The organism is Crossiella sp. S99.2 (assembly GCF_023094165.1).
In the GTDB taxonomy this organism is placed as follows: domain Bacteria; phylum Actinomycetota; class Actinomycetes; order Mycobacteriales; family Pseudonocardiaceae; genus Crossiella.
Genome location: NZ_JALMDK010000003.1, coordinates 246,186 through 270,096 on the forward strand (window position 1 = coordinate 246,186; position 23,911 = coordinate 270,096).

Annotated in this window: 22 protein-coding genes; 11 read left to right on the top strand and 11 right to left on the bottom strand. The window is 71.5% G+C overall.

Going from position 1 to position 23,911, the window contains the following annotated elements:
* The first annotated feature begins 11 nt into the window (after positions 1–11).
* The 4 genes from eccD (at position 12) to MZC64_RS12370 (ending at position 4,868) form a co-directional block, all read left to right on the top strand.
* Positions 12–1,379: a type VII secretion integral membrane protein EccD gene (eccD, locus tag MZC64_RS12355; RefSeq protein ID WP_247757124.1), complete on the top strand. Its 1,368-nt coding sequence runs from the start codon at positions 12–14 to the stop codon at positions 1,377–1,379.
* A 150-nt stretch (positions 1,380–1,529) separates the two neighbouring features.
* A complete protein-coding gene (locus MZC64_RS48615) occupies positions 1,530–2,138 on the top strand; it encodes a TetR/AcrR family transcriptional regulator (protein ID WP_247757122.1) in 609 nt (202 codons plus the stop codon).
* A gap of 125 nt (positions 2,139–2,263) precedes the next feature.
* On the top strand, positions 2,264–3,520 hold the full coding sequence (gene thrS, locus MZC64_RS12365; protein WP_308300993.1) for a threonine--tRNA ligase: 1,257 nt from the start codon (positions 2,264–2,266) through the stop codon (positions 3,518–3,520).
* A gap of 127 nt (positions 3,521–3,647) precedes the next feature.
* Entirely contained in the window at positions 3,648–4,868 is a 1,221-nt protein-coding gene (locus MZC64_RS12370; protein WP_247757120.1) for a Glu/Leu/Phe/Val dehydrogenase dimerization domain-containing protein, read from the top strand.
* 51 nt (positions 4,869–4,919) lie between these two features.
* On the opposite strand, the gene MZC64_RS12375 is transcribed toward MZC64_RS12370, so the two are convergent.
* The 4 genes from MZC64_RS12375 to MZC64_RS12390 all read right to left on the bottom strand — a co-directional run bounded on the left by MZC64_RS12375 (position 4,920) and on the right by MZC64_RS12390 (position 7,335).
* Positions 4,920–5,639: a nucleotidyltransferase domain-containing protein gene (locus tag MZC64_RS12375; protein ID WP_247757118.1), complete on the bottom strand. Its 720-nt coding sequence runs from the start codon at positions 5,637–5,639 to the stop codon at positions 4,920–4,922.
* A 347-nt stretch (positions 5,640–5,986) separates the two neighbouring features.
* The gene (locus tag MZC64_RS12380; RefSeq protein ID WP_247757117.1) at positions 5,987–6,229 is read right to left on the bottom strand and encodes a hypothetical protein; all 243 of its coding nucleotides are present in this window, start codon (positions 6,227–6,229) and stop codon (positions 5,987–5,989) included.
* 1 nt (position 6,230) lies between these two features.
* On the bottom strand, positions 6,231–6,695 hold the full coding sequence (locus MZC64_RS12385; protein WP_247757116.1) for a DUF2269 family protein: 465 nt from the start codon (positions 6,693–6,695) through the stop codon (positions 6,231–6,233).
* Positions 6,696–6,699: 4 nt separating this feature from the next.
* Positions 6,700–7,335 carry a DJ-1/PfpI family protein gene (locus MZC64_RS12390; RefSeq protein ID WP_247757114.1) on the bottom strand — a complete coding sequence of 212 codons (636 nt, stop codon included), beginning with the start codon at positions 7,333–7,335 and terminating at the stop codon, positions 6,700–6,702.
* Positions 7,336–7,467: 132 nt separating this feature from the next.
* On the opposite strand from MZC64_RS12390, the gene MZC64_RS12395 reads away from it, so the two are divergent.
* On the top strand, positions 7,468–8,412 hold the full coding sequence (locus tag MZC64_RS12395) for a GlxA family transcriptional regulator (protein ID WP_247757112.1): 945 nt from the start codon (positions 7,468–7,470) through the stop codon (positions 8,410–8,412).
* On the opposite strand, the gene MZC64_RS12400 is transcribed toward MZC64_RS12395, so the two are convergent.
* A complete protein-coding gene (locus MZC64_RS12400; RefSeq protein ID WP_247757110.1) occupies positions 8,378–9,793 on the bottom strand; it encodes an FAD-dependent monooxygenase in 1,416 nt (471 codons plus the stop codon). The genes MZC64_RS12395 and MZC64_RS12400 overlap by 35 nt on opposite strands.
* 49 nt (positions 9,794–9,842) lie before the next feature.
* Between MZC64_RS12400 and MZC64_RS12405 the strand changes: the two genes are divergently transcribed.
* Together MZC64_RS12405 and MZC64_RS12410 are read left to right on the top strand one after the other, a co-directional pair.
* Complete coding sequence (locus MZC64_RS12405) at positions 9,843–10,985, top strand: nucleotide disphospho-sugar-binding domain-containing protein (protein WP_247757109.1); 1,143 nt, start codon at positions 9,843–9,845, stop codon at positions 10,983–10,985.
* A 58-nt stretch (positions 10,986–11,043) separates the two neighbouring features.
* Positions 11,044–12,939, top strand: a complete 1,896-nt coding sequence (locus tag MZC64_RS12410) for an NB-ARC domain-containing protein (protein WP_247757108.1) — start codon at positions 11,044–11,046, stop codon at positions 12,937–12,939.
* Between the two features lie 22 nt (positions 12,940–12,961).
* Here MZC64_RS12410 and MZC64_RS12415 read toward each other — a convergent pair whose 3' ends face one another.
* The 5 genes from MZC64_RS12415 to MZC64_RS12435 all read right to left on the bottom strand — a co-directional run bounded on the left by MZC64_RS12415 (position 12,962) and on the right by MZC64_RS12435 (position 17,916).
* The gene (locus MZC64_RS12415) at positions 12,962–15,229 is read right to left on the bottom strand and encodes a hypothetical protein (RefSeq protein ID WP_247757107.1); all 2,268 of its coding nucleotides are present in this window, start codon (positions 15,227–15,229) and stop codon (positions 12,962–12,964) included.
* Positions 15,230–15,253: 24 nt separating this feature from the next.
* Positions 15,254–16,042 (bottom strand): hypothetical protein, encoded by a 789-nt coding sequence (locus MZC64_RS12420; RefSeq protein WP_247757106.1) that lies wholly within the window; start codon positions 16,040–16,042, stop codon positions 15,254–15,256.
* A 141-nt stretch (positions 16,043–16,183) separates the two neighbouring features.
* A complete protein-coding gene (locus MZC64_RS12425; protein WP_247757105.1) occupies positions 16,184–16,711 on the bottom strand; it encodes a hypothetical protein in 528 nt (175 codons plus the stop codon).
* Positions 16,712–16,811: 100 nt separating this feature from the next.
* Complete coding sequence (locus MZC64_RS12430) at positions 16,812–17,345, bottom strand: GNAT family N-acetyltransferase (protein ID WP_247757104.1); 534 nt, start codon at positions 17,343–17,345, stop codon at positions 16,812–16,814.
* Positions 17,338–17,916 carry a TetR/AcrR family transcriptional regulator gene (locus MZC64_RS12435; RefSeq protein WP_247757103.1) on the bottom strand — a complete coding sequence of 193 codons (579 nt, stop codon included), beginning with the start codon at positions 17,914–17,916 and terminating at the stop codon, positions 17,338–17,340. Before MZC64_RS12435 ends, MZC64_RS12430 begins: the two co-directional genes overlap by 8 nt.
* 85 nt (positions 17,917–18,001) lie before the next feature.
* On the opposite strand from MZC64_RS12435, the gene MZC64_RS12440 reads away from it, so the two are divergent.
* Positions 18,002–19,225 (top strand): FAD-dependent monooxygenase, encoded by a 1,224-nt coding sequence (locus MZC64_RS12440; protein WP_247757102.1) that lies wholly within the window; start codon positions 18,002–18,004, stop codon positions 19,223–19,225.
* 1 nt (position 19,226) lies between these two features.
* Here MZC64_RS12440 and MZC64_RS12445 read toward each other — a convergent pair whose 3' ends face one another.
* Entirely contained in the window at positions 19,227–20,054 is an 828-nt protein-coding gene (locus MZC64_RS12445) for a M55 family metallopeptidase (RefSeq protein WP_247757101.1), read from the bottom strand.
* Positions 20,055–20,154: 100 nt separating this feature from the next.
* On the opposite strand from MZC64_RS12445, the gene MZC64_RS12450 reads away from it, so the two are divergent.
* From MZC64_RS12450 to MZC64_RS12460, 3 genes are read left to right on the top strand one after another with little or no spacing between them, the layout of a single operon-like run.
* Complete coding sequence (locus MZC64_RS12450) at positions 20,155–21,975, top strand: ABC transporter substrate-binding protein (protein WP_247757100.1); 1,821 nt, start codon at positions 20,155–20,157, stop codon at positions 21,973–21,975.
* Positions 21,976–22,009: 34 nt separating this feature from the next.
* Entirely contained in the window at positions 22,010–23,005 is a 996-nt protein-coding gene (locus MZC64_RS12455) for an ABC transporter permease (RefSeq protein WP_374205739.1), read from the top strand.
* The gene (locus tag MZC64_RS12460; protein ID WP_247757099.1) at positions 23,002–23,910 is read left to right on the top strand and encodes an ABC transporter permease; all 909 of its coding nucleotides are present in this window, start codon (positions 23,002–23,004) and stop codon (positions 23,908–23,910) included. The genes MZC64_RS12455 and MZC64_RS12460 overlap by 4 nt, the downstream gene beginning before the upstream one ends.
* The last annotated feature ends 1 nt before the right edge of the window (position 23,911 follow it).

The window sequence follows — 23,911 nt, forward strand, 5'->3', positions numbered from 1 at the left end:
GGACGACACGCATGACGTCGACGGCACGGCGGGTCACCGTGGTGACCCCGCGCGCCCGGATGGACCTGGCGCTGCCCATGGCCAGCACGGTCGCCGAACTCCTGCCCCAGCTGGTCCGCCTGGCCGGGGCCCAGGACCATCCCACCGGACCCGGTCCGGGCTGGGGCCTGTCCCGGCTGGGCGAGGCCGCGCTCGCCCCCGGGCTCACCGTGGCCGCCGCGGCCGTGCGCGACGGCGAGGTGCTCTACCTCAGCCCGCGCGAACGGTATGAGACCCCGCTGCTCTTCGACGATGTCGTGGACGCCATCGCCAGCTCCGCCACCGCCCACTCCGGGGCCTGGCAGCCCACTGTCGGCCGCACCCTGGGCCTGTCCGCGGCCGCGATCCTGTTCACCGCGGCCACCCTGCTGGCCACCGCCGCGCTGGCCGGAAACTTCTTCGCCCCCATCGTCACCGGGGTGCTCGCGGTGGCCCTGCTGCTCATCGGCGCCGCCCTCACCCGGGCCTACGCCGACGAGCGCGCGGGCAGCGCCTGCACCGCCACCGGCGCCACTGCGGCCCTGCTGGCCGGGATGACCGCGCTGCCACCGCACAACCCGCTGCCGCTGCGGGCGGACTCCCTGGCCCTGGGCCTGGCCGCGCTGACCCTCCATGCCGCCATCGCCGCCGTGCTCCTGGCGCACCGCCTGGCCTGGTTCGGCGCCCTGGCCACCGCCGCCGCCCTCGGCGCGCTCACCGCCGCCACGGTGCTGCTCTTCGACCTGGACCCGGTGCACGCCGCCGCGGTCGCCCTGCCCGTGGCCACCGCGCTGGGCGCCGCCGCCCCCATGATCGCGTTGCGCTTCGCCCGGCTCCCGCTGCCCACCGTGCCCGCCGACATGAAATCCTTCCGCGCCGACGAGAAACCCGCCCTCGGCCCCGACGTGCTGGGCCAGACCACCGCCGCCGAAGAGATCCTCACCGGGCTGCTCGCCGCCTTCGGCGCGCTCGTGCTCGGCAGCGCGGTAGTGCTGACCCAGTCGCCGTCGATGTGGCCCGCGCTGCTGGTCGGCGTCACCGGCCTGGCCTGGATCCTGCGCTCCCGCGGCTACGCCGGCACCCTGCAACGCATCGTCGTAGTAGCCGCGGGCCTGGGCGCGCTCGGCGTGCTGGGCGTCTGGCTCGGCCACGCCCTGCCCACCCCGTGGCTGCTGGCCACCGCCGCCGTGCTCGCCGTCGCCGGGGGAGTCTCGGTCAGCTACGCCGGCCGCGTCGTCCGCGGCAAACACTCCCCGCAGGGCGCCCGCCTGCTCGACGCCCTCGAATACACCCTGCTCATCTCGGTGGTCCCCTCGCAGGCGCGGTCCTGGGCGTCTACAACGCCATCCGCGACGCCGTGAGCTGACCCAGCCCCACCCCTGGCAAAAGTCCTTCCGCAGTGGCAAAAATCTTCATGCTCCCGATAACTTCAGTGTCGAGTGAAATTAATCGTCCGACCACCACAACCCCCAACCCAAGAGCGCAGCGGCCGGAACGGTTAGAGTGATCGCGTGTCGAACAGGCAAAACGGTGGACGCCGGCACGACATCCTCGGCGCGACGATCGAACACATCCGCACCAGGGGAATCGCTGCCACGCGGCCCGCGGACATCGCCGCGTCCCTCGGTATCAGCACGGCATTGGTCTTCTACCACTTCGGCACCATCGAGAACCTGATCACCGAGGCGTTCTCCGCCGCCGCCGAGCACGACCTCGGCCGCCTGGAGGAACTCCGCACCGCGGGCAGCGCCCTGGTCCGGCTCTCCGCGGTGCTGCGCTTCTACGCCCCCACCGGCGACGCCGCGGGCTGGGTGCTCTGGATCGAGGGCTGGGCCGCCGCCCTGCACGATGACAACCTGCGCAAGGTCGCCCAGAACCTGGACCTGCGCTGGCGCGCCGTGGTGGAGGAACTCATCCGGGAGGGCGTGGCCGACGGCGAGTTCGTCTGCCCCGACCCGCGCGGCGCGGCCTGGCGGATGACCTCCCTGCTCGACGGCCTGGCCGTGCAGCTGGTGGCCCGCCAGGGCACCGTCCAGCCCGAGGACCTCACCGGGTGGATGCACGAGGCGGTGGCCAGGGAGCTGGGCATCAGCGCGGACAAACTCAGCGCGCTGGTCTGAGCCGGTCTGTTACGGTCTGCCGCATGCAGCGCGCCAACGTCACCACGACGCCGGAGATCGTCCCGGCGCGCTGACAGCTTGACTTGACGCGAAGCCCCGGGGCGGGTGCCCCGGGGCTTCGCCATGTGGTCACCCGCTCGCCCACCAGCGAGGAGACCACGATGCCCGATCACCGCAAGCTCGGCCGCGAGCTGAACCTGTTCGACTCCGACCCGCTCATCGGCGCTGGCCTGCCCTACTGGCTGCCCGACGGCGCGATCATCCGCCACCGGCTGGAGGAGTACGTCCGCGCCGCCGAGACCCGCGCCGGCTACCAGCACGTCTACTCCCCGGTGCTGGCCAAACGCGAGCTGTACGAACGCTCCGGGCATTGGGCGCACTACCGCGAGGACATGTTCCCGCCGATGGACCTCGGCGGCGAGCAGGTCGTGCTGCGGCCCAGCCTGTGCCCGCACCACGCGCTGATCTACCGCTCCCGCGCGCACAGCTACCGCGAGCTGCCGCTGCGGATGGCCGAACTCGGCGGCATGTACCGGGCCGAACTCTCCGGCGTGCTCGGCGGCCTGACCAGGGTGCGCGCCATCCAGCTCAACGACGCGCACATCTTCTGCACCCTCGACCAGGTCGCCGAGGAGGCCGCGGGCGCCCTCGCCCTGATCCGGAAAGCCTATGCGGCACTGGACATCCAGGACGCCCGCTACCGCCTCTCCCTGCCCGGCCCCGGCGGCAAATACGTGGCCGCCCCCGAGCTGTGGCAGCGCGCCAGCGCCCTGCTGCGCGAGGTCCTGGACTCCGCCGGGATCGACTACGACGAGGCCGAGGGCGAGGCCGCCTTCTACGGCCCCAAAATCGACATCCAGATCACCGACAGCGCCGGCCGCGAGTCCACCCTGTCCACCGTCCAGGTCGACTTCTACCAGCCGGAGCAGTTCGACCTGCACTACATCGGCGCCGACGGCGGCAGGCACCGCCCGGTGATGGTGCACCGCAGCGTGATCGGCAGCGTCGAACGCGCGGTGGCCCACCTCATCGAACGCCACGGCGGCGCGTTCCCGGCCTGGCTAGCCCCCCGCCAGGTGGCCATCCTGCCCATCTCGGAGGCGGAGGAACCCGCCGCGCACGACCTGCTGCGGCACTGCCGGGAGGTGGGCCTGCGCGCCGAGGTGATCAGCGCGGGGGAGGGGTCGCTCGGCGCCCGGATCCGCAATGCCCGCTTGGTCCCGTATCAGGCGATCCTGGGCGCCCGGGAGGTCGCCGAACACCGGGTCGCGCTGCGCCTGCGTGACGGCCGTCGCCTGGACGCCATGCCGGTGGAGGAGTGTTTGCGCAGGGTAGGGGCGGTTGTCGAGGCTCACAGCCCACGGCTCTGGGATAGTGACTGATACCTGGATATACCTGTCCAGTTCCCGTCAGAACCGGCGGGCGGCGGTCGACACCGGCCAGCGATGATCGATACTATGTTGACTGTCTGGTTAGTCAGCCAGGTGTCGTTGTGGTGAGGAGTGGTCCATGGTCGAGGTCGTCCAGCAGCCGGTCGCCCCGGCCGAGGAGCAGACCGGTCCGCGTCCGCCGCTGCTCGAACTGACCTGGACCGACCCGATCACCGGCAAACGCGGTTTCCTGGTCATCGACCGCCTGGTCCGCGGCGTGTGCAGCGGCGGCCTGCGCATGCGCGAGGGCTGCACGCTGGCAGAGGTCCGAGGGCTGGCCCGCGGCATGACCGCCAAAGAGGCCCTCAACTATGACCCCGCCGCCCGGTACCTGCCCTTGGGCGGGGCCAAGGGCGGCATCGACTGCAGTCCCTACGACCCGGAGTCCAGGGCCGTCCTGCGCCGCTATCTGCAGGCGGTCCGCCCGTACCTGGAACGGTCCTGGACCACCGGGGAGGACCTGGGCCTGCGCCAGGACACCCTGGACGAGGTCGTCGCCGAAGTCGGCCTGCGCAGCTCCATCCAAGCCGTCTTCCCACTCCTGGACGACGAACCCGCCGCCATCCAACGTCTCGCCGACGCCTTCGCGGTCAAGGTCGACGGCATCTCCCTGGACGAGCTGGTCGGCGGCGCGGGCGTGGCCCAAGCCGCCCTCACCGCCATGGCGGAACTGAACCTGCCCCAGGACGGCGCCCGCGTAGTCATCCAGGGCTTCGGCTCCATGGGCGGCGCCACCGCGAGATTCCTCGCCGAAGCAGGCCTGCGTGTGGTCGGCATCGCCGATGTGCACGGCACCATCGCCAACCCCGAAGGCCTGGACGTAGAACGCCTCCTGCTCACCCGAGACCCCTTCGGCGCCATCGACCGCACCCAACTCCGCCCCACCGACCAGGAACTCCCCAGAGAAGCCTGGCTCACCCTGGACACCGAAGTCCTGGTCCCCGCCGCGGTCTCCTACTGCGTCAACACCGCCAACCACTCCCGGGTCGCCGCCAGGCTGATCGTCGAAGCCGCCAACATGCCGGTCACCCCCGAGGCAGAAGCGGCCCTGGCCGCCAGGGGAGTGGTGGTCATCCCCGACTTCGTGGCCAACTCCGCCACCAACTCCTGGTGGTGGTGGACTCTCTTCGGCGACATCAACCCCAACGCCCCCGAGTCCTTCACCAAGGTCCGCACCCAGATGCGCCACCTGGTCACCCAGATCCTGACCCGCTCCCGCACCACCGGCGAACTCCCCCGAACCGCCGCCACCGCGATGACCACCGAAAACCTCACCGCCATCGAGGCCCGCTTCGGCTGACCACAACACGATCGCCGATGCCCTTGCCACCGGCCCGGCGTGGAACTGTCCTCAACCGCCGGGCGTGCGCGCTCCGGCGACGGTACGACGAGCATCGCGCCACGCGATCAACGCCGTCCGCCACCGTGGCGAGGCCAGCGCACCCCCGCGGCGCCGGGCCCGCAGCTGATCGATCAGCCATCCCGGCGCGGCAGCCTGCTCGACCGCGTCGCTTTTCGTGAGCAGGGTCCCGGTGCGCAAGGCGTGCCGGGCCCGGGCCATCGAGGTGAGCCCCAGGTCGGCGATAACCGGGTTCAGCCACAACCAGGGCCGCCGGGCGGCCCACGCCCAGTACCCGGTCAACTCGGCCCGGGCCGCCGCCCGGACATCGTCAGCACGCACCGCGGGCAACACCGCCTGTGGGGCCCGCCCGGCCACGGCATACCCGTGCAGCACAAGCTCGGCCCTGGTGACACCGGAGAGGATCCGCTGGACCAGCAACCCGTGCGTCCAGGTCGGGTGCTTCACTCCGACCTCGGCGAGCGTGGCGGAGTCCACGTAGACACACCCGAGGTCGAGCCCGGCGCCGGCCCCCGCGTCGATGTCCCGGTGCACCGCGGCTAACGCGGCCTGTCGAGGCGCGTCCACCGGACCGTCGACCAGCGCGACCAGGTCAAGATCGCTGACCCCTGGGAGGTAGTCGCCGGTCGCCAGTGACCCCGCGACGAACACGTCAGTGATCCACTCGAACCCGGCCAGTCGTCCGGCGAACTCGGTGACGATCGGCGCCATGCCCGGAGTCTAACGGCGGCTACTTTTCCGCGTCGCGGATGATCCACAAGGCAAGCAGGATCATGCCGATGATCGCGCCGATCCAGCCCACCACGAAGCCCACAAGCTCGGCCTCAGTCCACTCAGCCTCAGTCCACATCGCCTGTCCCCCTTCACCAAACGGTGCCCCCTCCCCACCGTACCGGGCTGATATGTCCGGCATTCAAGCCATGGCGTCGGTCTTCCTAAAAAAGCTCATCCCTTCTGATAATTTCAGTGACAATCAAAACTAATCCCTCTCCACCCGCAAAACCCAACACGGCCAAGAAGGGCACCCGCATCGCCCACCACGTAAGGATCTGGTGGACCTAGCTCTGCTGGAGGCGGCGCAGCGCGAGGTAGCCGCCGATGGCGGGGATCAAGGCGAGCAGGCGGGTTCGGGGCGGGGTGTTCTCCCGGAGCAGGCAAGCGGCGATGACCAGCAAGTAGGCCGTTCCGTGCAGGGGGCCGGTCAGGGCACTGACGGGGCGCCAGTGCACGGTGACCAGGTTGAGCAGCAGGACGGCGACGGTGATCATCTCGGCCAGGGCGGCGTAGCGCAGCAGGCGCATCTCACGCTCCGGTGGTCGAGCCGGGGCGGACGATCATCAGGACCACGACCACCGCCCACAGCAGGTTGAACACGCCGGTGCCCATCCGCAGCCGGCTCAGCAGTCCGCGCCACGGCTGCTCGCCCTCGGCCTGCGGCAGGGCGTTGACCAGGGTGTTCTGCGCCGGCACGACCACCAGCGCGAGCACCGCCGCGGCCAGTGCGGTCAGGATGATCGAGACGATCAGCCACACATCGCCGAGCACGTTCATCTGCACCGCGGTGGCCAGGCCGAAGACCGGCACCACGATCCCGGCGACCAGGTAACCCCGGGTGATGCGCCGCAGCAGCAACGTCACCGGCACCGCGCTGGCCTCCGCGCGCAGGGCCGCGCCGGCGTAGCGGGGGAACAGGCTGGCGGCGACGGTGACCGGGCCGATGAGCACGATGGCGGCCAGCACGTGCACGCTGAGCAGGAACTTCGTCATCGGCTCAGCCCGCCATCGCTGCGTTGGCCCGCCATACCACGCCACGGCGTTCGTGCTCGAACAAGGTTTCCACGGCGATTGCCGTTGGTGCGCCGTGGAATCGTTCGACCAGGTGCAGTGCGAGGTCCAGGCCGGAGGTGACGCCACCGGCGGTGACCAGGTCGCCGTCGTCGACCACCCGGGCCGGGACGGCGGTGGCGCCGAAGTCGGCGAGCCGGGCCATGGCGCTGCGGTGGGTCACCGCGGGGCGATGGGTGAGCAGGCCGGCCGCGCCGAGCAGCAGGGAGCCACCGCAGACGGCGGCGAGCACGGTGTCCGCGCGGGCGGCGAAGGCGTGCAGTGCCTGGTGCAGCTCGGGGGTGAGGGCGGCGGTGAGTCGGTGGGTGATCTCCGCGGCGTCCTCGGCCAGGGAGCCCGCGGTGCCGGGCACGATCAGGAGGTCGGCGCGGCCGGGGTCCAGGGCCGCTTGGGCGTGCAGGGTGACGCCGGTTCCGCTGAGCACCGGCCGGGCTTCGCCGGTGGTGACGAGTTCGGCGGTGAGCGGGCTCGGGGTGTACTGGCTCGCGGCGGCGAACACCTCGTGCGGGCCGATCGCGTCGAGTGGGTCGACGCCGTCGAACAGGACGATCTGGACGAGCATGGTGATCCTTTCCCCTCGGGGTCGGTGACCACCTTGGCTGGCGCGGGGCCGGGAGAGGAGTGGCTGGAAAGCCAATAATCACCGAGTTTCAGCCAAGTCGCTGAACTGCGGTGATGAGTAGGGTGTGGCTCCATGCGGGTGGTGGCCATTGTGGCGTTGAACGATGTGGTGCCCTCGGATCTGGCCATTCCGTGCGAGGTGTTCGAGCGAACCCGGTTGCCCGACGGGCATCCCGCCTACCAGGTGCGGGTGTGCTCGGCCGATGGCGTGGTGGATGCCGGGTTGTTCGAGTTGCGCACCCGCTGGGACCTGAGCGGGCTGGCCGGCGCGGACACCGTGATAGTTCCCGGCGTCCGCGATGTCACCGTTCCGGCTGACCCCGCGGTGCTGGCCGCCCTGCGCACCGCCGCGGCCGCCGGGGTGCGCATCGCCTCGGTCTGCTCGGGGGCGTTCGTGCTGGCCGAGGCCGGATTGCTGGACGGGACGCGGGCCACCACGCACTGGCTGGGCGCGGCCGCGCTGGCGACCCGCTATCCCTCGATCGAGGTCGATCCGGATGTGCTTTTTGTGGACAACGGCCAGATCCTGACCTCCGCGGGCGCGGCCGCGGGCATGGACCTGTGCCTGCACATGGTGCGCAAAGACCACGGGGCCGCGGTGGCCGCCGACATCGCCAGGGTCTCGGTGATGCCCCTGGAACGCGCGGGCGGGCAGGCCCAGTTCATCGCGCACTCCGACCCAGCCCCCGACGGCGGCTCGCTGCAACCGTTGCTGGTGTGGCTGGCGGAAAACCTGGAACGGCGGCTGAGCCTGGTCGAACTGGCCCGGCAGGCGCGGTTGAGCACCCGGACGCTGAGCCGCCGCTTCCGCGAGCAGACCGGCACCACCCCGTTGCAATGGATCATGCGGGAGCGGTTGCGGCGGGCCCAGCACCTGCTGGAAACCACCGGACACTCGGTGGACCGGATCGCCGCGCAGGTCGGTTTTGGCTCACCGACGGCGTTCCGGGACCGATTCCGGCTGCTGGTCGGGGTGTCCCCGGCTAGCTATCGGCGGTCGTTCCGTTCGCCGGAATGAGGATCTTGCGCTCCTCCGCGGTCAGTGGAACCTCGGGCAGGTAGCCGCCGCGCGGGCCGCGCAGGACCTGCCAGATCATCCGCGGGCTGAACAGCCGCAACGGCGAGGCGAGCAGGGTGAGCACGCGCAGGTTGGTGCGCAGGATGTCCGGGCGGCCGGGGATGGCGGCCACCATCCGGTCGGCGTAGCGGTAGTTGAGCCGGGCCAGCTTGCCCGGTGGCCGGCCGGTGGTCGTGGTGTGTGGCAGCCGCAGGTCCTGCGCGGTGGCCAGCCGCCAGGCCGGTTCGGTGACCCGGGCGACGGTGCGCTGGGCGCGGCGGGCCGACCCGGGCAGCAGCGGATGGTGCCGCTGCCACCGCTGGCGCAGTGCGCGGGCGGCCAGCGCGGCGGTGGCCATGCCGTGGCCGTAGATCGGATTGAAGGTGGCGTAGGCGTCGCCGAGCACCAGCAGACCGTCCGGCCAGAACCGGGCGCGTTCGTAGAAGTGACGGTGGTTGGCGGTGTTGGCGAAGCCGTGCGGCGGGGTCAGCGGGGTGGCCGCGGCGACCAGGTCGGCCAGCACCGGATCAGGCAGTCCACGCAGGAACGGCTGATACTCGGCTTCGGTGGTGGGCGGCGGATCGTGTTTCGGGCCGACCACGGTGACGATCCAGCGGTCGTGCTCGATGGGCGAGAGCATCCCGGCCACCGCGGGGCGATTGGAGTGCGGGTCGGATTGCACGACCAGCAACGGGAATCCGGCCGGGGTGCCGGGCGGGGCCTGGTAGACGCGGGTGGAGTAGCGGATGCCGGAGTCGATGTGCTCGCGGTGCACGGTCGGCATCTTGAACTCGGCCAGCCACTCGTGGGTGTGCGAGGAGCGGCCGGTGGCGTCGACGACCAGGTCGGCGGTGAGGCGCCGGGTGTCGGTGGCGCCGCGGTCGCGCAGCCGGACGCCGCTGACCCGGCGCCGATCGCCGAGCAGACCGACCACTGTGGCCGGTGCGGCCACCGTGATGCGGGGGTGGGCGAGCACGCGGCGGCGGACCACCCAGTCGGTGAGCGAGCGGCTGGCGCTGATCACCCCGGCCTCCGGGGACAGGCGTTCGCGCCAGCCCGCGGGGTTGCGCATGAGGATGGTGGTGGGGTGGTCGAGTCGCTGCGCGCCGAGCCCGGTCAGTTCCTCGACGATGCCGGGCAGCAGGTCTTCCAGCGCGGCGTAGCCGCCCTCGACGAAGACGTGCGTGTGCCGGGCCTGCGGGGTGCCCTTGCGGTGGTCGGGGCCGTCGGGCAGCTCGTCGCGGTCGATGATGGTGACCGCGTCGACGTGCTCGGCGAGCACGTGCGCGGCGAGCATCCCGGCGAGACCGCCGCCGAGGACGACGGCGTGTTGAGTGGGCACTCGCCCATCCTGCCACCAGTGCTGGACGGACCGATTACGGTCGGTTGGTGTGATCGATGTGATGTTCGTGCCGTACTCGGCACACGGCCATGTGAACCCGTTGCTGCCGGTGTTGCGGGACCTGGTGGCCCGTGGCGCGCGGGTGCGGGTACTGGTCGGCCCGGCCTTCGCCGAGGCGATCGCCGCCACCGGCGCGGAGGTGCTCACGGTGCCGGTGGGGTTCGACACCTGGGTGCCGGACCGTGTCCGCTGGGCCGAGTTACCGCGGATCGGGCGGTCGGTGCGGACCCGGTTGCGTGCGGATCAGGCGAGCAAAGCCTTGCTGCGTAACGTGATCCGCGCGGATCGGCCGGGTCTGGTGGTGTGGGATGTGCTGGGTGGCTGGGCGGGCCGGATCGCGCGGGCGGCCGGGGTGCCCTCGATGGTGTGGAGCACGACGTACGCGGTCAACGACGCGGTGCTGGCCGAGACGACCCGGCACCGCTACGGCGCGCTGGTGGCCGCGGTGGCCGGACGGTCCAGGCTGAGCCGCCTGCACCCGTCGGGCCGGGGCACGGAACCGGTGCTGGTGACCACGTTGCCGGAGTTGCAGCCGGAACGGGCGAGTTTCCCGCCACGCTTCCACTTCGTCGGCCCGCTGCTGCGCGAGCCGGATCGCGGGCCGGATCCGTTGCCGTGGCAGGAGATCGAGGCGCGGCCGGTGGTGCTGGTGTCGCCGGGGACGGTGTTCGCGCGCGGCCCGGAGTTCTTCCGCGCGGCCGCCGATGCCTTCGCCGACACCGACTGGCTGGTGTTGCTGGCCACCGGCGCGACCGATCCGGGTGAGCTGGGCTGGTTGCCGGACAACGTGATCGCGCGACGCCGGCTGCCGCAGCGGGCGGTGCTGGCGCACACCGAGGTGTTCGTGACCCACGCCGGGATGAACTCGGTGCTGGAATCCCTCGCCGCGGGGGTGCCGATGGTGGTGACACCGCGGGCGGGGGATCAGAAGGGCACGGCGCGGCGCCTGGTCGAGCTGGGGCTGGCGGTTCCGGTGGCCGCGCCGGTGCGGGCGGCGGGGCTGTACCGGGCGGTGACCCGGGTGGCGGGGGATGCCGGGATGCGGTCGCGGGCGGCGGTGTTGCGGGAGCGGATCGTGGCGGAGGGGGCGGTGGCGCGGGTGGCGGAACTGGTCGTTGACCGGGTGTGCTGATCCGGTCGCGCACCGCGACCGAGGGCCGGTAGGGTCGGGCGGTAGGGGGTGCTGGGCGATGAGCGCGTTTCACAACCGGTATGACGAGCTGGACCAGGTGCGGGAGTGGCTGACCGGGGCGCAGAAGTGGGTGGCGCTGACCGGTCCGGCCGGGATCGGCAAGTCGGTGCTGCAGCTGGAACTCGCCGACCGGCTGGGCGCGGACTTCGAGCGGGTGCTGTACGGCTCTTTCGAGGGTGCGGTGCCGCCCGCTGACGTCTACGCCGAGTTGCTGCGGCAGCTGGACGTGGCCGAGGACGACCTCCCGGTGAGCGATCCGGCGCGGATCGCGCTGATCCGGCGCCGGTGCGCGGGGTCGCGGGTGCTGGTGGTGCTGGACGACGTGCGCGTCGCCGGTCAGTTCACCGGATTGCTGCCCGCGCTCAAGGGATGCGCGGTGTTGTTGTCCTGTCGGCAGAAGCTGGAGGCGTTGGCCTTCCACGGTTTCGCCGAGTTGCGGCTGACCGAGTTCAGCGAGGACGCCGCGGTGGAGATGGTCAGCTCGATGATCGCGCGGACCGGTGAACCCGCCGAGGTGCGCGAGCTGGTCGAGGTGTGCGGCCGGTTGCCGCTGGCCTTGCGCGCGGCCGCGGCATACCTGCACACCTGGTCGGAAGTGCCGATGCGGGAGTACATCGCGCGGATCCGGCAGGACGGCGCGGGCGGTCTGGAAGTGGACGGGGAGAAGCCGGTCGAGGCGATCCTGCGCGTCACCTTCACCGAGTTGTCCCCGGCGGCGGCGCAGGCGTGCCGGCTGCTGGCCTTCCTGCCCGGCACCCGGTTCGGGCTGTGCACCGTGACCGAGTTGCTGGGACTGGAGGAGGCGGCCCGGGACGCGGTGCTGCGGGAGCTGGAACGGGCGTTCGTGCTCCATCGGGAGCAGAAGCGGTTCTCCTGGCACCGGCTGACCGCCCAGTACGCCGAGTCGGTGGCACGGGCCTACCTGGTCGAGCTGCCGCAGGAGATCACCCGGATCCAGACCGGCATCGTCGAAAGGCATGCCCGCCGGACGATCGCGCTGGCCAAGGCGCTCTACCCGGACCGCGAGCTGGAGGGCCCGCTCGCCGCCGAGATCCCGCCGGCCGAGGTCGATGCCCAGGTCGCGCGGCGGGAGCTGGACGCGGACGCGGTGACCCTGCGCGAGATGCAGGCGCTGGCCCAGCGGCTCGGCCGGGGTGACCTGATCTGGCAGGTCAGCCACGCGTTGTGCCGCTGGTACTACGACACCAACCGCTATGAGGAACTGGTCGACACCCGCCGGTTCGCGCTGTCGGTGACCGAGGATCCGTTGGCGCGCATGGTGTTGCTGAACGAACTGGGCCACGGCCACGAAGGTCTGGGCCGCCCCGCCGAGGCCACCGCCGCCTTCGAGGACTCCCTGACCCCGGCCCGCGAACTCCGGCACCCGCGCTACCTGGCCGCCTGCCTGGAAGGACTCGGCCTCGCCGCCGAACAGCAGGGCGACCAGTCTGCCACCGCCCGCCGCGCCGCCGAGGCAGCAGGCGAGCAGTCCAGGGCCGCCGACCTCGCCACCGAGCAGTCCGCCCACTACACCAGGGCCGCCGCCCTGTTCGCCGAAGCCGAAGAAACCGCGGCCGGCCCCACCCGCCCACGCGCGCTGGCGCTCTACGCCATGCACCACGGCCGCATCGCCCGCAAAGCCGGCGACCCGCACACCGCCGCCACCAAACTCGACGAGGCCAAGTGCCGTTTCACAGCCACCGACACCGGCAACCTGGCCCGAATCCGCCTGGAACGCGCCCGAGTCCACCGCGCCCTGGGCGAACGCTCCGAAGCGGAAACCGCGTATCGGGACGCCCTGGCCCAGCTGATCGCCGCCGACATCCCGGACAAGCGCGAGGAGGCCCAGTCCGAACTCGACGCCCTGCGCCAAGAACTCGACGAGCAGTCCTAACCCGCCGCCCGCCGCTCACTCGTCACTCGAACCGCAGCACCGCCCCCGCCAGTTCAGCGAGTCGCCGCCCACCCAATACCGCCGCGTACGCCACCGAAGCCCAGCACACCGGATCGTCAGCACCCGCCGCGATGAACACGGCTTGGTCCCCATTCCGGGTGAGAATCCAGCAGTGCCGGCCATCCACCACCGCCGCCACAACAGCCCCCGGCCGAGCCGCTAAGGTGAGGGCGAGCCACTCCTCCGGAGTCTCCCGCAACTCGCTGACCTGGATGAACAGCACATCGGCCGCGTTGCGCAGGCTGGGCAGCGGATGGTCGGCGTGGACAACGAGATGGGCATGGTCCGGAGCCTCGGTTAACTCGGCCGGGTGACGCGACAGAAACGCCAAGGCAACCAAAACGCCCGTTTCCGCGTTCCGCAGAGGAACGGTGGCGGCGGCGGACCCGGCACGGGGCGGCACCAGCGAACAGGTCACCCAGGAGGCCTGCAGCACCGGCCGAGGACTAGGGGGCCCGGCAGGAGGCGTGGCAGGAGCCCCGGGCAGGAAGCCGGCCAGCTGCCCGCCACCACCGGACCGCTCGCGCCGGAGCCGGCCGCTCGCCAGGCCCGCGGCTTCGGGCCCGACGGCGGTGAGCCCCGGGCTCGCCGCGGCCGCGACGAGCGCGCCGGGCGAATTGGGCGAGCCGGGCGCGTTGAGTGCGCCGGTGGCCGATGGCGGTGGCAGGACCGGGACCGGCGGTTCGGCGTCCGGTTCCGGCAGGTGCAGCAGTCGGTAGCAGAGCGCCCGCAACAGCCGGGCCGACTCGCCGGGCGCCGAGGTCACCAGCTCCGCCACCTCGGCGTAGCGGCCCGCAGCGCGCGGATCCTGCCCGGCCTCGCCTGGATCCGCGCTCGTCGCGGAACTCTCGGGACTCGCGGGAACGGGACTCGCAGGAGCGGAACTGGCGGGCGTGGGACTGGCGGGAGCGTCGGGAGCGGGGCACTCGCCATCGCGGCTGGACGCGCGGCCGGGGTGCCCTCGGCGATCCGCGTCGCCATCGCGCGCTGGGCCGCCCGCCGGTTCGCGCACCGGCCCCGCGGCCAGCGCCCGGTGGCCGGCGATGGCGCGCTCGAGCTGGGGCCGCAGCGGTGCCGCCAGGTCGAGGTGGGGCGCGAGTTCGCCGAGGCGGGCGACGGGGGAGCCCGGGGCCACGCGGTCGGCCGGGAAGGCGGCCAGCAGAACCGGGCGGTCCAGGGCGGCGGCGTAGCAGGTTACCGAGCCGTGGTCGCCGATGACCAGGTCGGCGGCGAGGAGAGTGGCGCGCCAGCCTTCGTGTTCGGGGAGCAGGAGCAGGCCGGCGCGGAGGCAGTCGGCGAGCCAGGTGTGGAGCTGGCGGGGGCCGTGGTGGTGCCAGATGTTGGGGTGCAGGATCAGGGCCAGCTGGTGGGTGTCGGCGGGGAGTTCGGCGAGCAGGCGGCGGATCAGGTCCGGGGTGGCGAACAGGGCGGTGGGGGACCAGGTCGAGGTGACCGCGATGAGGGTTCGGCCTGCGGGGGCGGCCAGGGCGGCGCGGTAGCGGGGAGTCAGGTGGCGGCTGGCGAGTATGCGGTCGTAGCAGGGGTCGCCGGCGAGGACGGCTGCCGGGCGGGCGGCGGGGGTCAGGCGGGTGATTTGTTCGGGGTGGGAGAAGACGAGGGCTTTGGCGAAGGGGGCGCCGTCGCGCAGGACCCACTCGTCGGAGAGGCCGAAGACGTCGTCCGGTGGGGGAGCTTCGGGGCACTCACCGGTGCGGAGTGGCGCGGCGGAGTGCGCTTCGCCGGGGCAGGCAGGGACGGGTGGAAGTTCGTCCGGGGCGGGGGCGGGATCGGCGGGGGTGTTGCGGGGGCCGCGGTGCCGGATTCGGGATTCGGGATTCGGGATTCGGGATTCGGGTGACTTTTTAGTGTAGCCGATTCCGTGAGACAAGATCACCAGCGGTGCGCTGACCTGGTCGATCCCGGCATGATGGCTAGCCGTGATGGCCAGGTCGAACGGAGCGGCACACGCTTCCGCCCACGGCATGGTGAGAAAGCCGTGGCTTTCCAGGAATTCGGGAAGTCCGTGGCGGAAAGGGTCGGTTTCCGGCCAGGTGAAGGTGAGCTGCACCCGGAAGTCGGACTCGAAGATCGGCAGGACGTCCAGCAGCCGGGTGGCGGTGGTGAGGTTGTGCGCGATGAACAGGACCCGGCGGCGGACCGGGACCGTCAGCCACGTCGACTCCGCGGGTGCGGGAAGCGGGCGGTGGTCGGGGTCAGGCTGGGCCGGCACGCCCAGACCGTAACCGAAGCCGGGTCACAGGTTGTCGGGGTCGGGCACGCGGAAGCTGTGCGCGGGGAAGCCCGCGGTGGACAGGATGTGCACGGGGGCGTAGGTGTCGCCGATCCACACCGGGCGGATGGCCAGACCGGCGATCTCGCCGGTGATCTCGGGCAGCAGCCTCGCTCCGCTGCACCGGGCGGACAGCGGTCGCCGATGGTGCCGGGGGTTCTGCACCAGGTCGAAGCAGGCCAGGGTGTTCACGCCCTCGGGGCCGCCGCCGACGAGCAGCAGGCGGCGGTTGGGGGTGAAGACGCCGCCGCGGATGTCGGTCAGCGGCAGGGGACTGGGGCCCAGGTCGATGTCCCAGTAGGGGAGGTGACTCAGGGTGGTGGGGTCGTAGGCGCGCAGGGTGCGCGGGTGGCGGGTGGCGCTGGTGTAGAGCAGGCCGAGTTGGTTGCCACACCAGGTGAACAGGCCCTCCTCCGGCAGTTCCTTCGCGGGCAGCCAGCTCTGGCCGGTGCCGTCGGGGCGTAGTCGCCAGATGCCTGCGGGGCCGGTGACGGGGACGTCGAGGTGGCCGCGGTGGGAGACCGGGGCGCCGAAGCCGCCCGCGGTGGCCAGCACGGACGGGGCGGGGTGCAGCAGACCGAGGTTCTCGCCGTCGTGGGCGTGCGCGCCCAGGGCCCGGCCGCCGGCGGCGCTGGTGGGCAGGTACCAGCAGACGTGGTCGCAGCTCACGGAGCCGGTGCGGACCTCGGTCCAGTCGGACACATCGGGGGGCGCCAAGCCGGGCGGCTGGGTTTCTGTGCTGTACTCGGCCATGACGGTCCTTCCGCGCCGGCGCTGACATGGGGAGGCGCCCGCCACCCCCAAGCGCGGGCGACTCCACCACATCAAGCTTCTGTCATCGGTGTGCGCCCGTGCGTCGTGGAAACTACGGACATCGGGCGCGGTATCGGCGTTTTACAGCTCGATCGGCTCCGGCACGGCCAGTCCGTGTGCGCCGCCGTGCGCGGTGAGCACGTGCAGCGGCGTGTACTCCCCGCCGTGCCACCACGGCCGCAGCACCAGCCCGATGGCCCGGCCCGGCACCTCCGGCAGCAGCCGGGCGCCGGTGCACACCCCGACCGGGCGCGGTTGGCCGGGGACGTGCAGCAGGTCGAAGCAGAACACCGCGTTCGGGTCGGCGGCGATGAGCAGGACGCGGGAGTTCGGGGTGAGCAGGCCGCCGCGGATCCCGGTCAGCGGCAGCGGGGCCGGGCCCAGCGGGATGTCCAGGTCGGGGTCCGGGAGCAGTGACTGCGGGTGGTGAGCACGCAGCCACCGTGGGGTGGCCGGATCCACGGTGTAGTGAAATCCGTCGTGGGCGCCGAGCACACCGGGTTCGGGCAGTTCTTCGGGCAGGCCGGGGTGGCCGGTCGGCGCCCAGGTCGCCACCTGCGGGACGGGGCGCAGCGTGCCGAGGTCGTGGCCGATGAATGTGCTGGTCATGGCGGATCCCTCCCGGACTGGTGGCACCGGTGAATGCTCGTCCCAGTCGGGGGGTGGTCGCGTCGGTGTAACTACGTACATCCGGCGATCGGGTGAACTTTCACCACACGTCGCCCACTCGCCAGTCGCAGGTCAGCTCGCTCGTGCGATCCAGGGCCGGCCCCACGGGCAGGACGTGGATGGCGTCGTCTTCGGCCGGGGTGCGCACGATCCCGGTGGGGGTCAGTGCCGCGGTCGGTCCCAGCCAGGGTAGCCAGCCGCGGCCGCGGTAGAGGCGCTGGGCGTCCTCGGCCGCGCCGAGCGCGCCGAGTTCGTAGCCGTCGCGGATGATCCGTTCCAGGGGCGCCATCAGCCGGCCGCCGTGGCCTTGGCGCTGGTGGCCGGGGTGCACCGCGACGCCTTCGACGTAGCCGGTGCGCAGGACCCGGTCGGCGTGCAGGAGCTGGCGTTGCACCACCGCGGCGTGCCCGATCAGCGTGTCCTCGGCGTAGAGCAGCGCGTGCATGCCGCCCAGGGTGTGCGACCAGTCCTCGTCGGTGAATCCGCCGTCGAAGGTCAGCTCCAGCAACTCCCGCAGCGCGCGCCGGGTGCCGGGGTCCAGGTCGGCGGTGTGCGCCACCCGTAGCTCAGTCATCGGCGAGGTCCTGGGCGATCCGGCGCAGCCCGGCGGAGAGTTCGGCGGCGCTGGGCGCGGCCTCGGGGTCGATCAGCCACTGGGCCAGGATGCCACTGAGCAGCGCCTGGTGGATCGCGCCGACCTGCCGGGCGTCCCCGCTGCCCGCGCCGACCTGTTGCAGCAACTCGGCCAGGCCGAGGCGGGCGTGCTCCATGCCCTGGGCCAGATTGGCGCGCACCTGGGGCAGTTCGTCGATGAGCGGGAAGATCTCGAAGGTGGCCACCCACATCCGCCGGTGCGTGTGGAAACTGCCCAGCACCCGCTCCCAGTAGGTCTCGAACCGTTGCCGCACCGTGGCTTCCGGGTCCAGTTCGGCGGCCAGGGTGGCCTCCAGTTCGTCGCCCCACTCCTGGATGGCGGCGTAGAGGGCCTGGTTCAGCAGTTCCTGGGTGGAGCCGAAGTGGTAGCCGATCGCGGCCAGGCTCACTCCGGAGGCGCGGGCGATGTCCCGGGCGGTGGTGCGGGCATAGCCCTTGTCGTACAGGCACTGCTTGGCCCCCACCAGCAGCGATTCCCGGTTGTTGGTCATGGTCAGCATCCTCGCACATGTCCCAGACGAACGTCTTAGACAGATGTACTAGACAGAAGTGCTAGACGTTCGTATGATTCTCGCCATGACCAAGACCGTGCTCATCTCCGGCGCCAGCATCGCCGGCCCCGCCCTCGCCTACTGGCTGCGCCGTCACGGCTTCCGCCCCACCGTCGTGGAGCGCGCCCCGGCCCCGCGCGAAGGCGGCTACAAGATCGACGTCCGCGGCGCGGCGATCACCGTGTGCGAGCGCATGGGCATCCGCGCGGCCATCGAGGCGGTGGACACCAAGGTCCGCGGCGTCACCTTCGTGACCGAGAAGAACAAGCCGATCGCCACCATGGAGGCCGACTTCATGTACGGCCGCGGCACCGGCGACGCCGAACTCTGGCGCGGCGACCTCAGCCGCATCCTGGTGCAGGCCTGCGGGGACGAGGTCGAGTTCGTCTACGGCGACTCCGCCACCGCCTTCACCGAGACCGGCCAGGGTGTGGAGGTCACTTTCGAGCACGGCGCGTCACGCACCTTCGACCTGGTCGTGGGCGCCGACGGCCTGCACTCCACGACTCGCGCGCTGGCCTTCGGCCCGGAGTCGGACTACCTGCGCCACCTCGGCCGCTACATCTCGATCTTCACCACCCGGCACCACATGGACCTGGATCGCTGGGAGCTGTTCCACAACGGCGTCGGCGGCACCGCCTGCATCTACCGCACCGGCGTCGGCGAGCCGGCCAAGGGCCTGCTCATGTTCGGCGCCGGGGACCTCCAGGTGGGCCGGGACGTCGCCGCCCAGCAGCAGGCCCTGCGCACCGCCTTCGCCGGGATCGGCTGGCAGGCGCCCAAGCTGCTGGCCGAGATGGTGAGCGCGCCGGACTTCTACTTCGACGCCGTCGCCCAGATCCACCTGCCGCGCTGGAGCACCGGCCGGATCGTGCTGCTCGGCGACGCCGGTTACTGCGCCTCACCCGCCTCCGGCCAGGGCACCAGCCTGGCCCTGGTCGGCGCCTACGTGCTGGCGGGCGAACTGGCCAGGCAGGCCGACCACACGAGCGCCTTCGCCGCCTACGAGCGGATCATGCGGCCCTACGTCGAGGCCAACCAGCAGCTCGGCGTGGACGGCGCCAAGGGCATGATCACCGACACCGCCTGGCAGCGCCGCCTGCGCGGACTCTCCTTCCGGCTGCTCAAGTTCACCCCGTCGGGCGCCCGCAACCGGATCGCGGCCAAGATGCACGAGCAGATCCAGCGCGCCGCGCACGCCGTCGACCTGCCCGACTACCCGGTCACCGCGCCCGCCGGGTCCCGCTGACTCAGCCCCAGTCCGGCTCGGTCGCCCCGCCCGCGATGGCGGTGACGATCTTGAAGCACTTCATCGCCTCGGTCATGTCCGGCGCGTCGAAACCCACCCGCAGCACGCCGATCTGTTCCACGGTGGGGATCACCGCCGCGGCCATCGCCAGGTGTGCCGCGTCGAACTCCACCTCGATCCGGTGCGGCCCCGGCGCGACCGCCCGGCGGCCGGCCAGGTTCATCGAGCGCCGGGCCCCAGTGGTGATCAGTTCCCAGGACAGGGTGGGCGGCAGGCAGATCGCGGCGTAGCGGCTCACGCACTCCTTGACCGCCACATGCTCGGCCTCCGGCACGTACTCGGCGGCATCCGCGCAGCACCGGTCGTCCCCGGTGATCATGAGCACCGGGACGCCGTGCTCGGCGGCCAGGGCCGCGTTGAGCCTGCCCTCGCTGGCCAGCGCCCCGTCCAGCCACACCCCGGTGATGGAGTTTTCCAGGTAGGTGTGCGCCAGCACGCCCTGCTGGCCGGCCGCGGCGTGGTAGCCCAGGAACACCACCCCGTCCACCCCGGAGTCGATGCCCTGCATCATCGACAGCGGCTTGTGCCGCCCGGTGAGCAGCCGCGCCCGCACATCCAGGTCCTCGATCAGCAGATTCCGCTGCGAGGAGTGGGCCTCATTGACCAGGATGTCGGTGGCACCACCGGCGGCCAGGCCGGCGATGCAGGCGTTGACATCACCGGTGAACACCGGCCGGAACCGCTCCCAGCCGGGAGTGCCGGGCTTGACGTCGGCGCCCCAGGTCACCCCGGTGACGCCCTCCATATCGGCCGAGATCAGAATGCGCACGGTTGATCACGTTACGACCTGGTCAGTACTTCGCGGTACTCGTTGACTTGTTATGTGGCGAGATGGTTATTTCTTGGCACCAGCCTGGAAGGGGAAGTCGATGACCTCGGCACGCAGGGTGCGCGGACTGCTCGGCGCGATGCTCGCCGGTGCGGTGATGGCCGCGCCCGCCATGCTCGCGGGAGCGCCCGCCGCCACCGCGCAGCAACCCGCGAGCAGTGTTCTGCGGGTGGGGCTGTTGCAGGGCATCGACTCGCTCAACCCGTTCCTGGCCAGCCTGCAGTCCTCCACGGAGATCGGCAGGCTGATGTATGACTTCCTCACCTCCTACAAGGTCGAGGACAACAGCCCAGGCGAGGGTCTGGCGAAGGAGTGGACCACCGCGCCGGACAAGCTGACCTGGACCTTCACCCTCCGGGACAACGCGAAGTGGTCCGACGACGCGCCGATCACGGCCAAGGACGTCGCCTACACCTACAACCTGATGATGCGCGACCCGGTCGCGGCCACCGCCAACGGCAACTTCGTCGCCAACTTCGAGTCGGTGACCGCCTCCGCCGACGGCAAGCAGGTGGTGATCAAGACCAAGACGCCGCAGGCCACCATGCTCGCCCTGGACGTGCCGATCGTGCCCGAGCACGTCTGGTCCAAGGTGAACAACCTCAAGGACTTCACCAACGAGACCCAGCCGGTGGTCTCCAGCGGGCCGTTCACCCTGCTGGAACACAAGCCTGAGCAGCACGTGAAGCTCAAGGCCAACAAGAACTACTGGCGCGGCGCCCCCAAGATCGACGAGCTGCACTTCCTCTACTTCAAGAACAGCGACGCCGCCGTGCAGGCCCTGCGCAAGGGCGAGGTGGACCTGGTCAACCGGCTCACCGCCGCCCAGTACCAGTCCCTGCAGGGCGACAGCACGGTCACGCTGAACAAGGCCAACGGCCGCCGCTTCTCCGAACTGGTGCTCAACCCCGGCGCGGCCACCAAGACCGGCGCGCCCATCGGTGACGGGCACCCCGCGCTCAAGGACCTCCGGGTCCGCCAGGCCATCGCCAAGGCCATCGACCCCAAGGCCCTGGTCGACCGGGTGTTGCAGGGCTTCGGCCAGGTCGGCGGCGGATTCCTGCCCCCGGTCTTCCCCGACTTCCACCTCACCCCCGAGGCCGCCGGCGCCAAGTTCGACCCGGGCGCGGCCAACGCCGCCCTGGACGCCGCCGGCTATGCCAAGGGCGCCAACAACATCCGCGTCGGCCCCGACGGCAAGCCGCTGACCTTCCGGCTCTACGCCCGCAACGACCGGCCCAACGACATCACCGGCGCGGAGTTCATCAAGAGCTGGCTGGCCGACATCGGCGTCGGCGTGGAGCTGCAGACCATCTCCAGCAACCAGATGAACGAGCGCACCACCGGCGGCCAGTACGACATCGCCTTCTCCGGCTGGGGCACCAACCCCGACCCGGACTTCATCCTCGGCCTGCACACCTGCGACCAGCGGCCCGGCCCGGACGGCAAGGGCGCCACCACCGACGCCTACCTGTGCGACAAGACCTACGACGAGCTGTACAAGGCCCAGCTCAGCGAGTTCGACCGGGCCAAGCGCGGCGAACTGGTCAAGCGGATGCAGAAGGTCGCCGTCGACCAGGCCGCCAGCATCGTCCTGTACTACGAGAACGCGCTGGAGGCATACCGCAGCGACAAGTTCGCCGCCTTCGCCCTGCAGCCCAGCACCGGCGGGGTCATCCGGGAGCAGAACGGCATGTGGGGCTACTACAGCGCCACCCCGGCAGGCGCCGCCGGAGACAGCGGATCCGGCAGCAACACCGGGCTGATCATCGGCATCGTGGTCGGCGTGCTCGTGCTCGGCGGTGGCGCCGTGCTGCTGGTGACCCGCCGCCGCAAGGCCGGCGCCGACGACCGGGAGTGAGCGCGTGAGCGACCTGCTCGCCCCGGCCGAGCAGCTGGACCCAGCCGCCCAGAAGACCAGGAAGTCCACCGGCACCGCGCGCTATCTGCTCGGCAAGCTCGGTGGCGCGCTGCTCAGCGTGTTCTTCGTGGCGGTGCTCGGGTTCCTGCTGTTCCGGGTCATTCCCGGCGACCCCGTGCAGACCATGACCCGCGGCCGCCCGGTCGGGGCCGAGCAGATCGCCCAGCTGCGCGCCGAATTCGGCCTGGACCGTCCACTGTGGATGCAGTTCCTGGACTACCTCGGCGGGCTGTTCCAGGGCGAGCTGGGCACCTCCTACACCTACCGGCGCCCGGTGGGGGAGCTGATCCTGGAACGCCTGGGGCCCACCGTGTTGCTGGTGGGCACCGGCACGCTGATCGCGGTGGTCATCGGGCTGAGCCTGGGCATCCGCAGCGCCTGGCGGCACGGCAGCCGCTTCGACCAGTTCTCCACCGGGATCTCGCTGACCCTGTGGTCGGTGCCCACGTTCTGGCTCGGCCTGATCCTGATGATGGCCACCGGCAACGCCTTCCCGTCCCGGGGCATGCTCGATCCGTCCACTCCGGACGAGTTCTTCCCGCAGGTGCTCGACATCGCCCACCACATGGTGCTGCCCTGCCTGACCTTCGTCGCGGTGGTCTTCGCCCAGTACCAGCTGGTGATGCGTTCGGCGCTGCTGGAGGAGATGGGCGCGGACTACCTCAACACCGCGCGTGCCAAGGGATTGACCGACGACGCGGTCCGCCGCCGCCACGCCGTGCCCAATGCCATGCTGCCCACGGTGACCCTGGTGTTCCTGCGGCTGGGCCTGGTGGTGCAGGGCGCGGTGACCGTGGAGACCGTGTTCTCCTGGCCCGGACTGGGCCTGCTGCTCTACGACGGGCTCAGCGTGCCCGATCTGCCGCTGCTGCAAGGGGTGTTCACCGTGCTCGCCGGAACCGTGGTGGCCATGAACGTGGCCGCCGACCTGCTCTACCGGGTGCTCGACCCCAGGGTGCGTGCCTCGTGAGCGCCCCGCAGACCGCGCGCGCCCTGGCCTGGGCCCGCCGCCGCGAAGCCGCCAGTCGCGCCTGGCGGCAGTTCCGCACCGACCGCGGCGGCCTGGTCGGCCTGCTCGGGCTGATCCTGTTCGCGCTGCTGGCCGTGGCCGCGCCGCTGTTCACCGACCCGGCCGATCTCGACGTCACCAAGACCACCGGGCGGCCGTTGCAGGGTCCGGGCGCGGACTACCTGCTCGGCACCGACGAGACCGGGCGTTCGGTGCTGCTGCTCGTGCTCGGCGGGGCCCGGATCTCGCTGACCGTCGGCCTGGCCGCGGCGGTGCTGACCATGCTCATCGGCACCGTGGTCGGCCTGCTCGCCGGGCACTTCGGCGGCTGGGTGTCGGCGGTGCTGATGCGCTTCACCGACTTCTTCCTGGTGCTGCCCTCCCTGGTGCTGGCCATCGCGCTGAGCAGCGTGCTCGACCGCGGCCTGGTCACCATCGTCTTCGCCATCGGCCTGACCTCCTGGCCCAGCGCCGCCCGCCTGGTCCGCGCGCAGACCCTCGCGGTGGAGGCCCGGCCCTACATCGAACGTGCCCGCGCCCTCGGCGGCGGCCACACCCACCTGATCACCAAACACGTGCTGCCCTCCACCCTGCCGCTGGTCTTCGCCGACACCACACTGCAGGTGGCCAGCGCGATCGTGGCCGAGTCCACCCTGTCCTTCCTCGGCCTGGGCGATCCGACCCAGGTCACCTGGGGATCGATGCTGCGCAACGCGCTCAACAGCGGCGCGGTCTCCGCCGGGGCATGGTGGTACGTGATCCCGCCCGGTATCGGCATCGTGCTGGTAGTGCTGGCCTTCACCCTGTGCGGGCGGGCCCTGGAAACCGTGCTCAACCCACGGCTGCGGACCTCGGGGGGACGCTGAG

Excerpts from the sequence above, each read along its gene's own strand:
- MZC64_RS12435 (WP_247757103.1), bottom strand. The coding sequence starts at position 17,916 with ATGACCAACAACCGGGAATCGCTGCTGGTGGGGGCCAAGCAGTGCCTG.
- MZC64_RS12380 (WP_247757117.1), bottom strand. The coding sequence starts at position 6,229 with ATGCGCCTGCTGCGCTACGCCGCCCTGGCCGAGATGATCACCGTCGCC.
- MZC64_RS12385 (WP_247757116.1), bottom strand. The coding sequence starts at position 6,695 with ATGACGAAGTTCCTGCTCAGCGTGCACGTGCTGGCCGCCATCGTGCTC.
- MZC64_RS12410 (WP_247757108.1), top strand. The coding sequence starts at position 11,044 with ATGAGCGCGTTTCACAACCGGTATGACGAGCTGGACCAGGTGCGGGAG.
- MZC64_RS12375 (WP_247757118.1), bottom strand. The coding sequence starts at position 5,639 with ATGGCGCCGATCGTCACCGAGTTCGCCGGACGACTGGCCGGGTTCGAG.
- eccD (WP_247757124.1), top strand. The coding sequence starts at position 12 with ATGACGTCGACGGCACGGCGGGTCACCGTGGTGACCCCGCGCGCCCGG.
- MZC64_RS12370 (WP_247757120.1), top strand. The coding sequence starts at position 3,648 with ATGGTCGAGGTCGTCCAGCAGCCGGTCGCCCCGGCCGAGGAGCAGACC.
- MZC64_RS12430 (WP_247757104.1), bottom strand. The coding sequence starts at position 17,345 with ATGACTGAGCTACGGGTGGCGCACACCGCCGACCTGGACCCCGGCACC.
- MZC64_RS12420 (WP_247757106.1), bottom strand. The coding sequence starts at position 16,042 with ATGGCCGAGTACAGCACAGAAACCCAGCCGCCCGGCTTGGCGCCCCCC.
- MZC64_RS12390 (WP_247757114.1), bottom strand. The coding sequence starts at position 7,335 with ATGCTCGTCCAGATCGTCCTGTTCGACGGCGTCGACCCACTCGACGCG.
- MZC64_RS12450 (WP_247757100.1), top strand. The coding sequence starts at position 20,155 with ATGACCTCGGCACGCAGGGTGCGCGGACTGCTCGGCGCGATGCTCGCC.
- MZC64_RS12395 (WP_247757112.1), top strand. The coding sequence starts at position 7,468 with ATGCGGGTGGTGGCCATTGTGGCGTTGAACGATGTGGTGCCCTCGGAT.
- MZC64_RS12440 (WP_247757102.1), top strand. The coding sequence starts at position 18,002 with ATGACCAAGACCGTGCTCATCTCCGGCGCCAGCATCGCCGGCCCCGCC.
- MZC64_RS12425 (WP_247757105.1), bottom strand. The coding sequence starts at position 16,711 with ATGACCAGCACATTCATCGGCCACGACCTCGGCACGCTGCGCCCCGTC.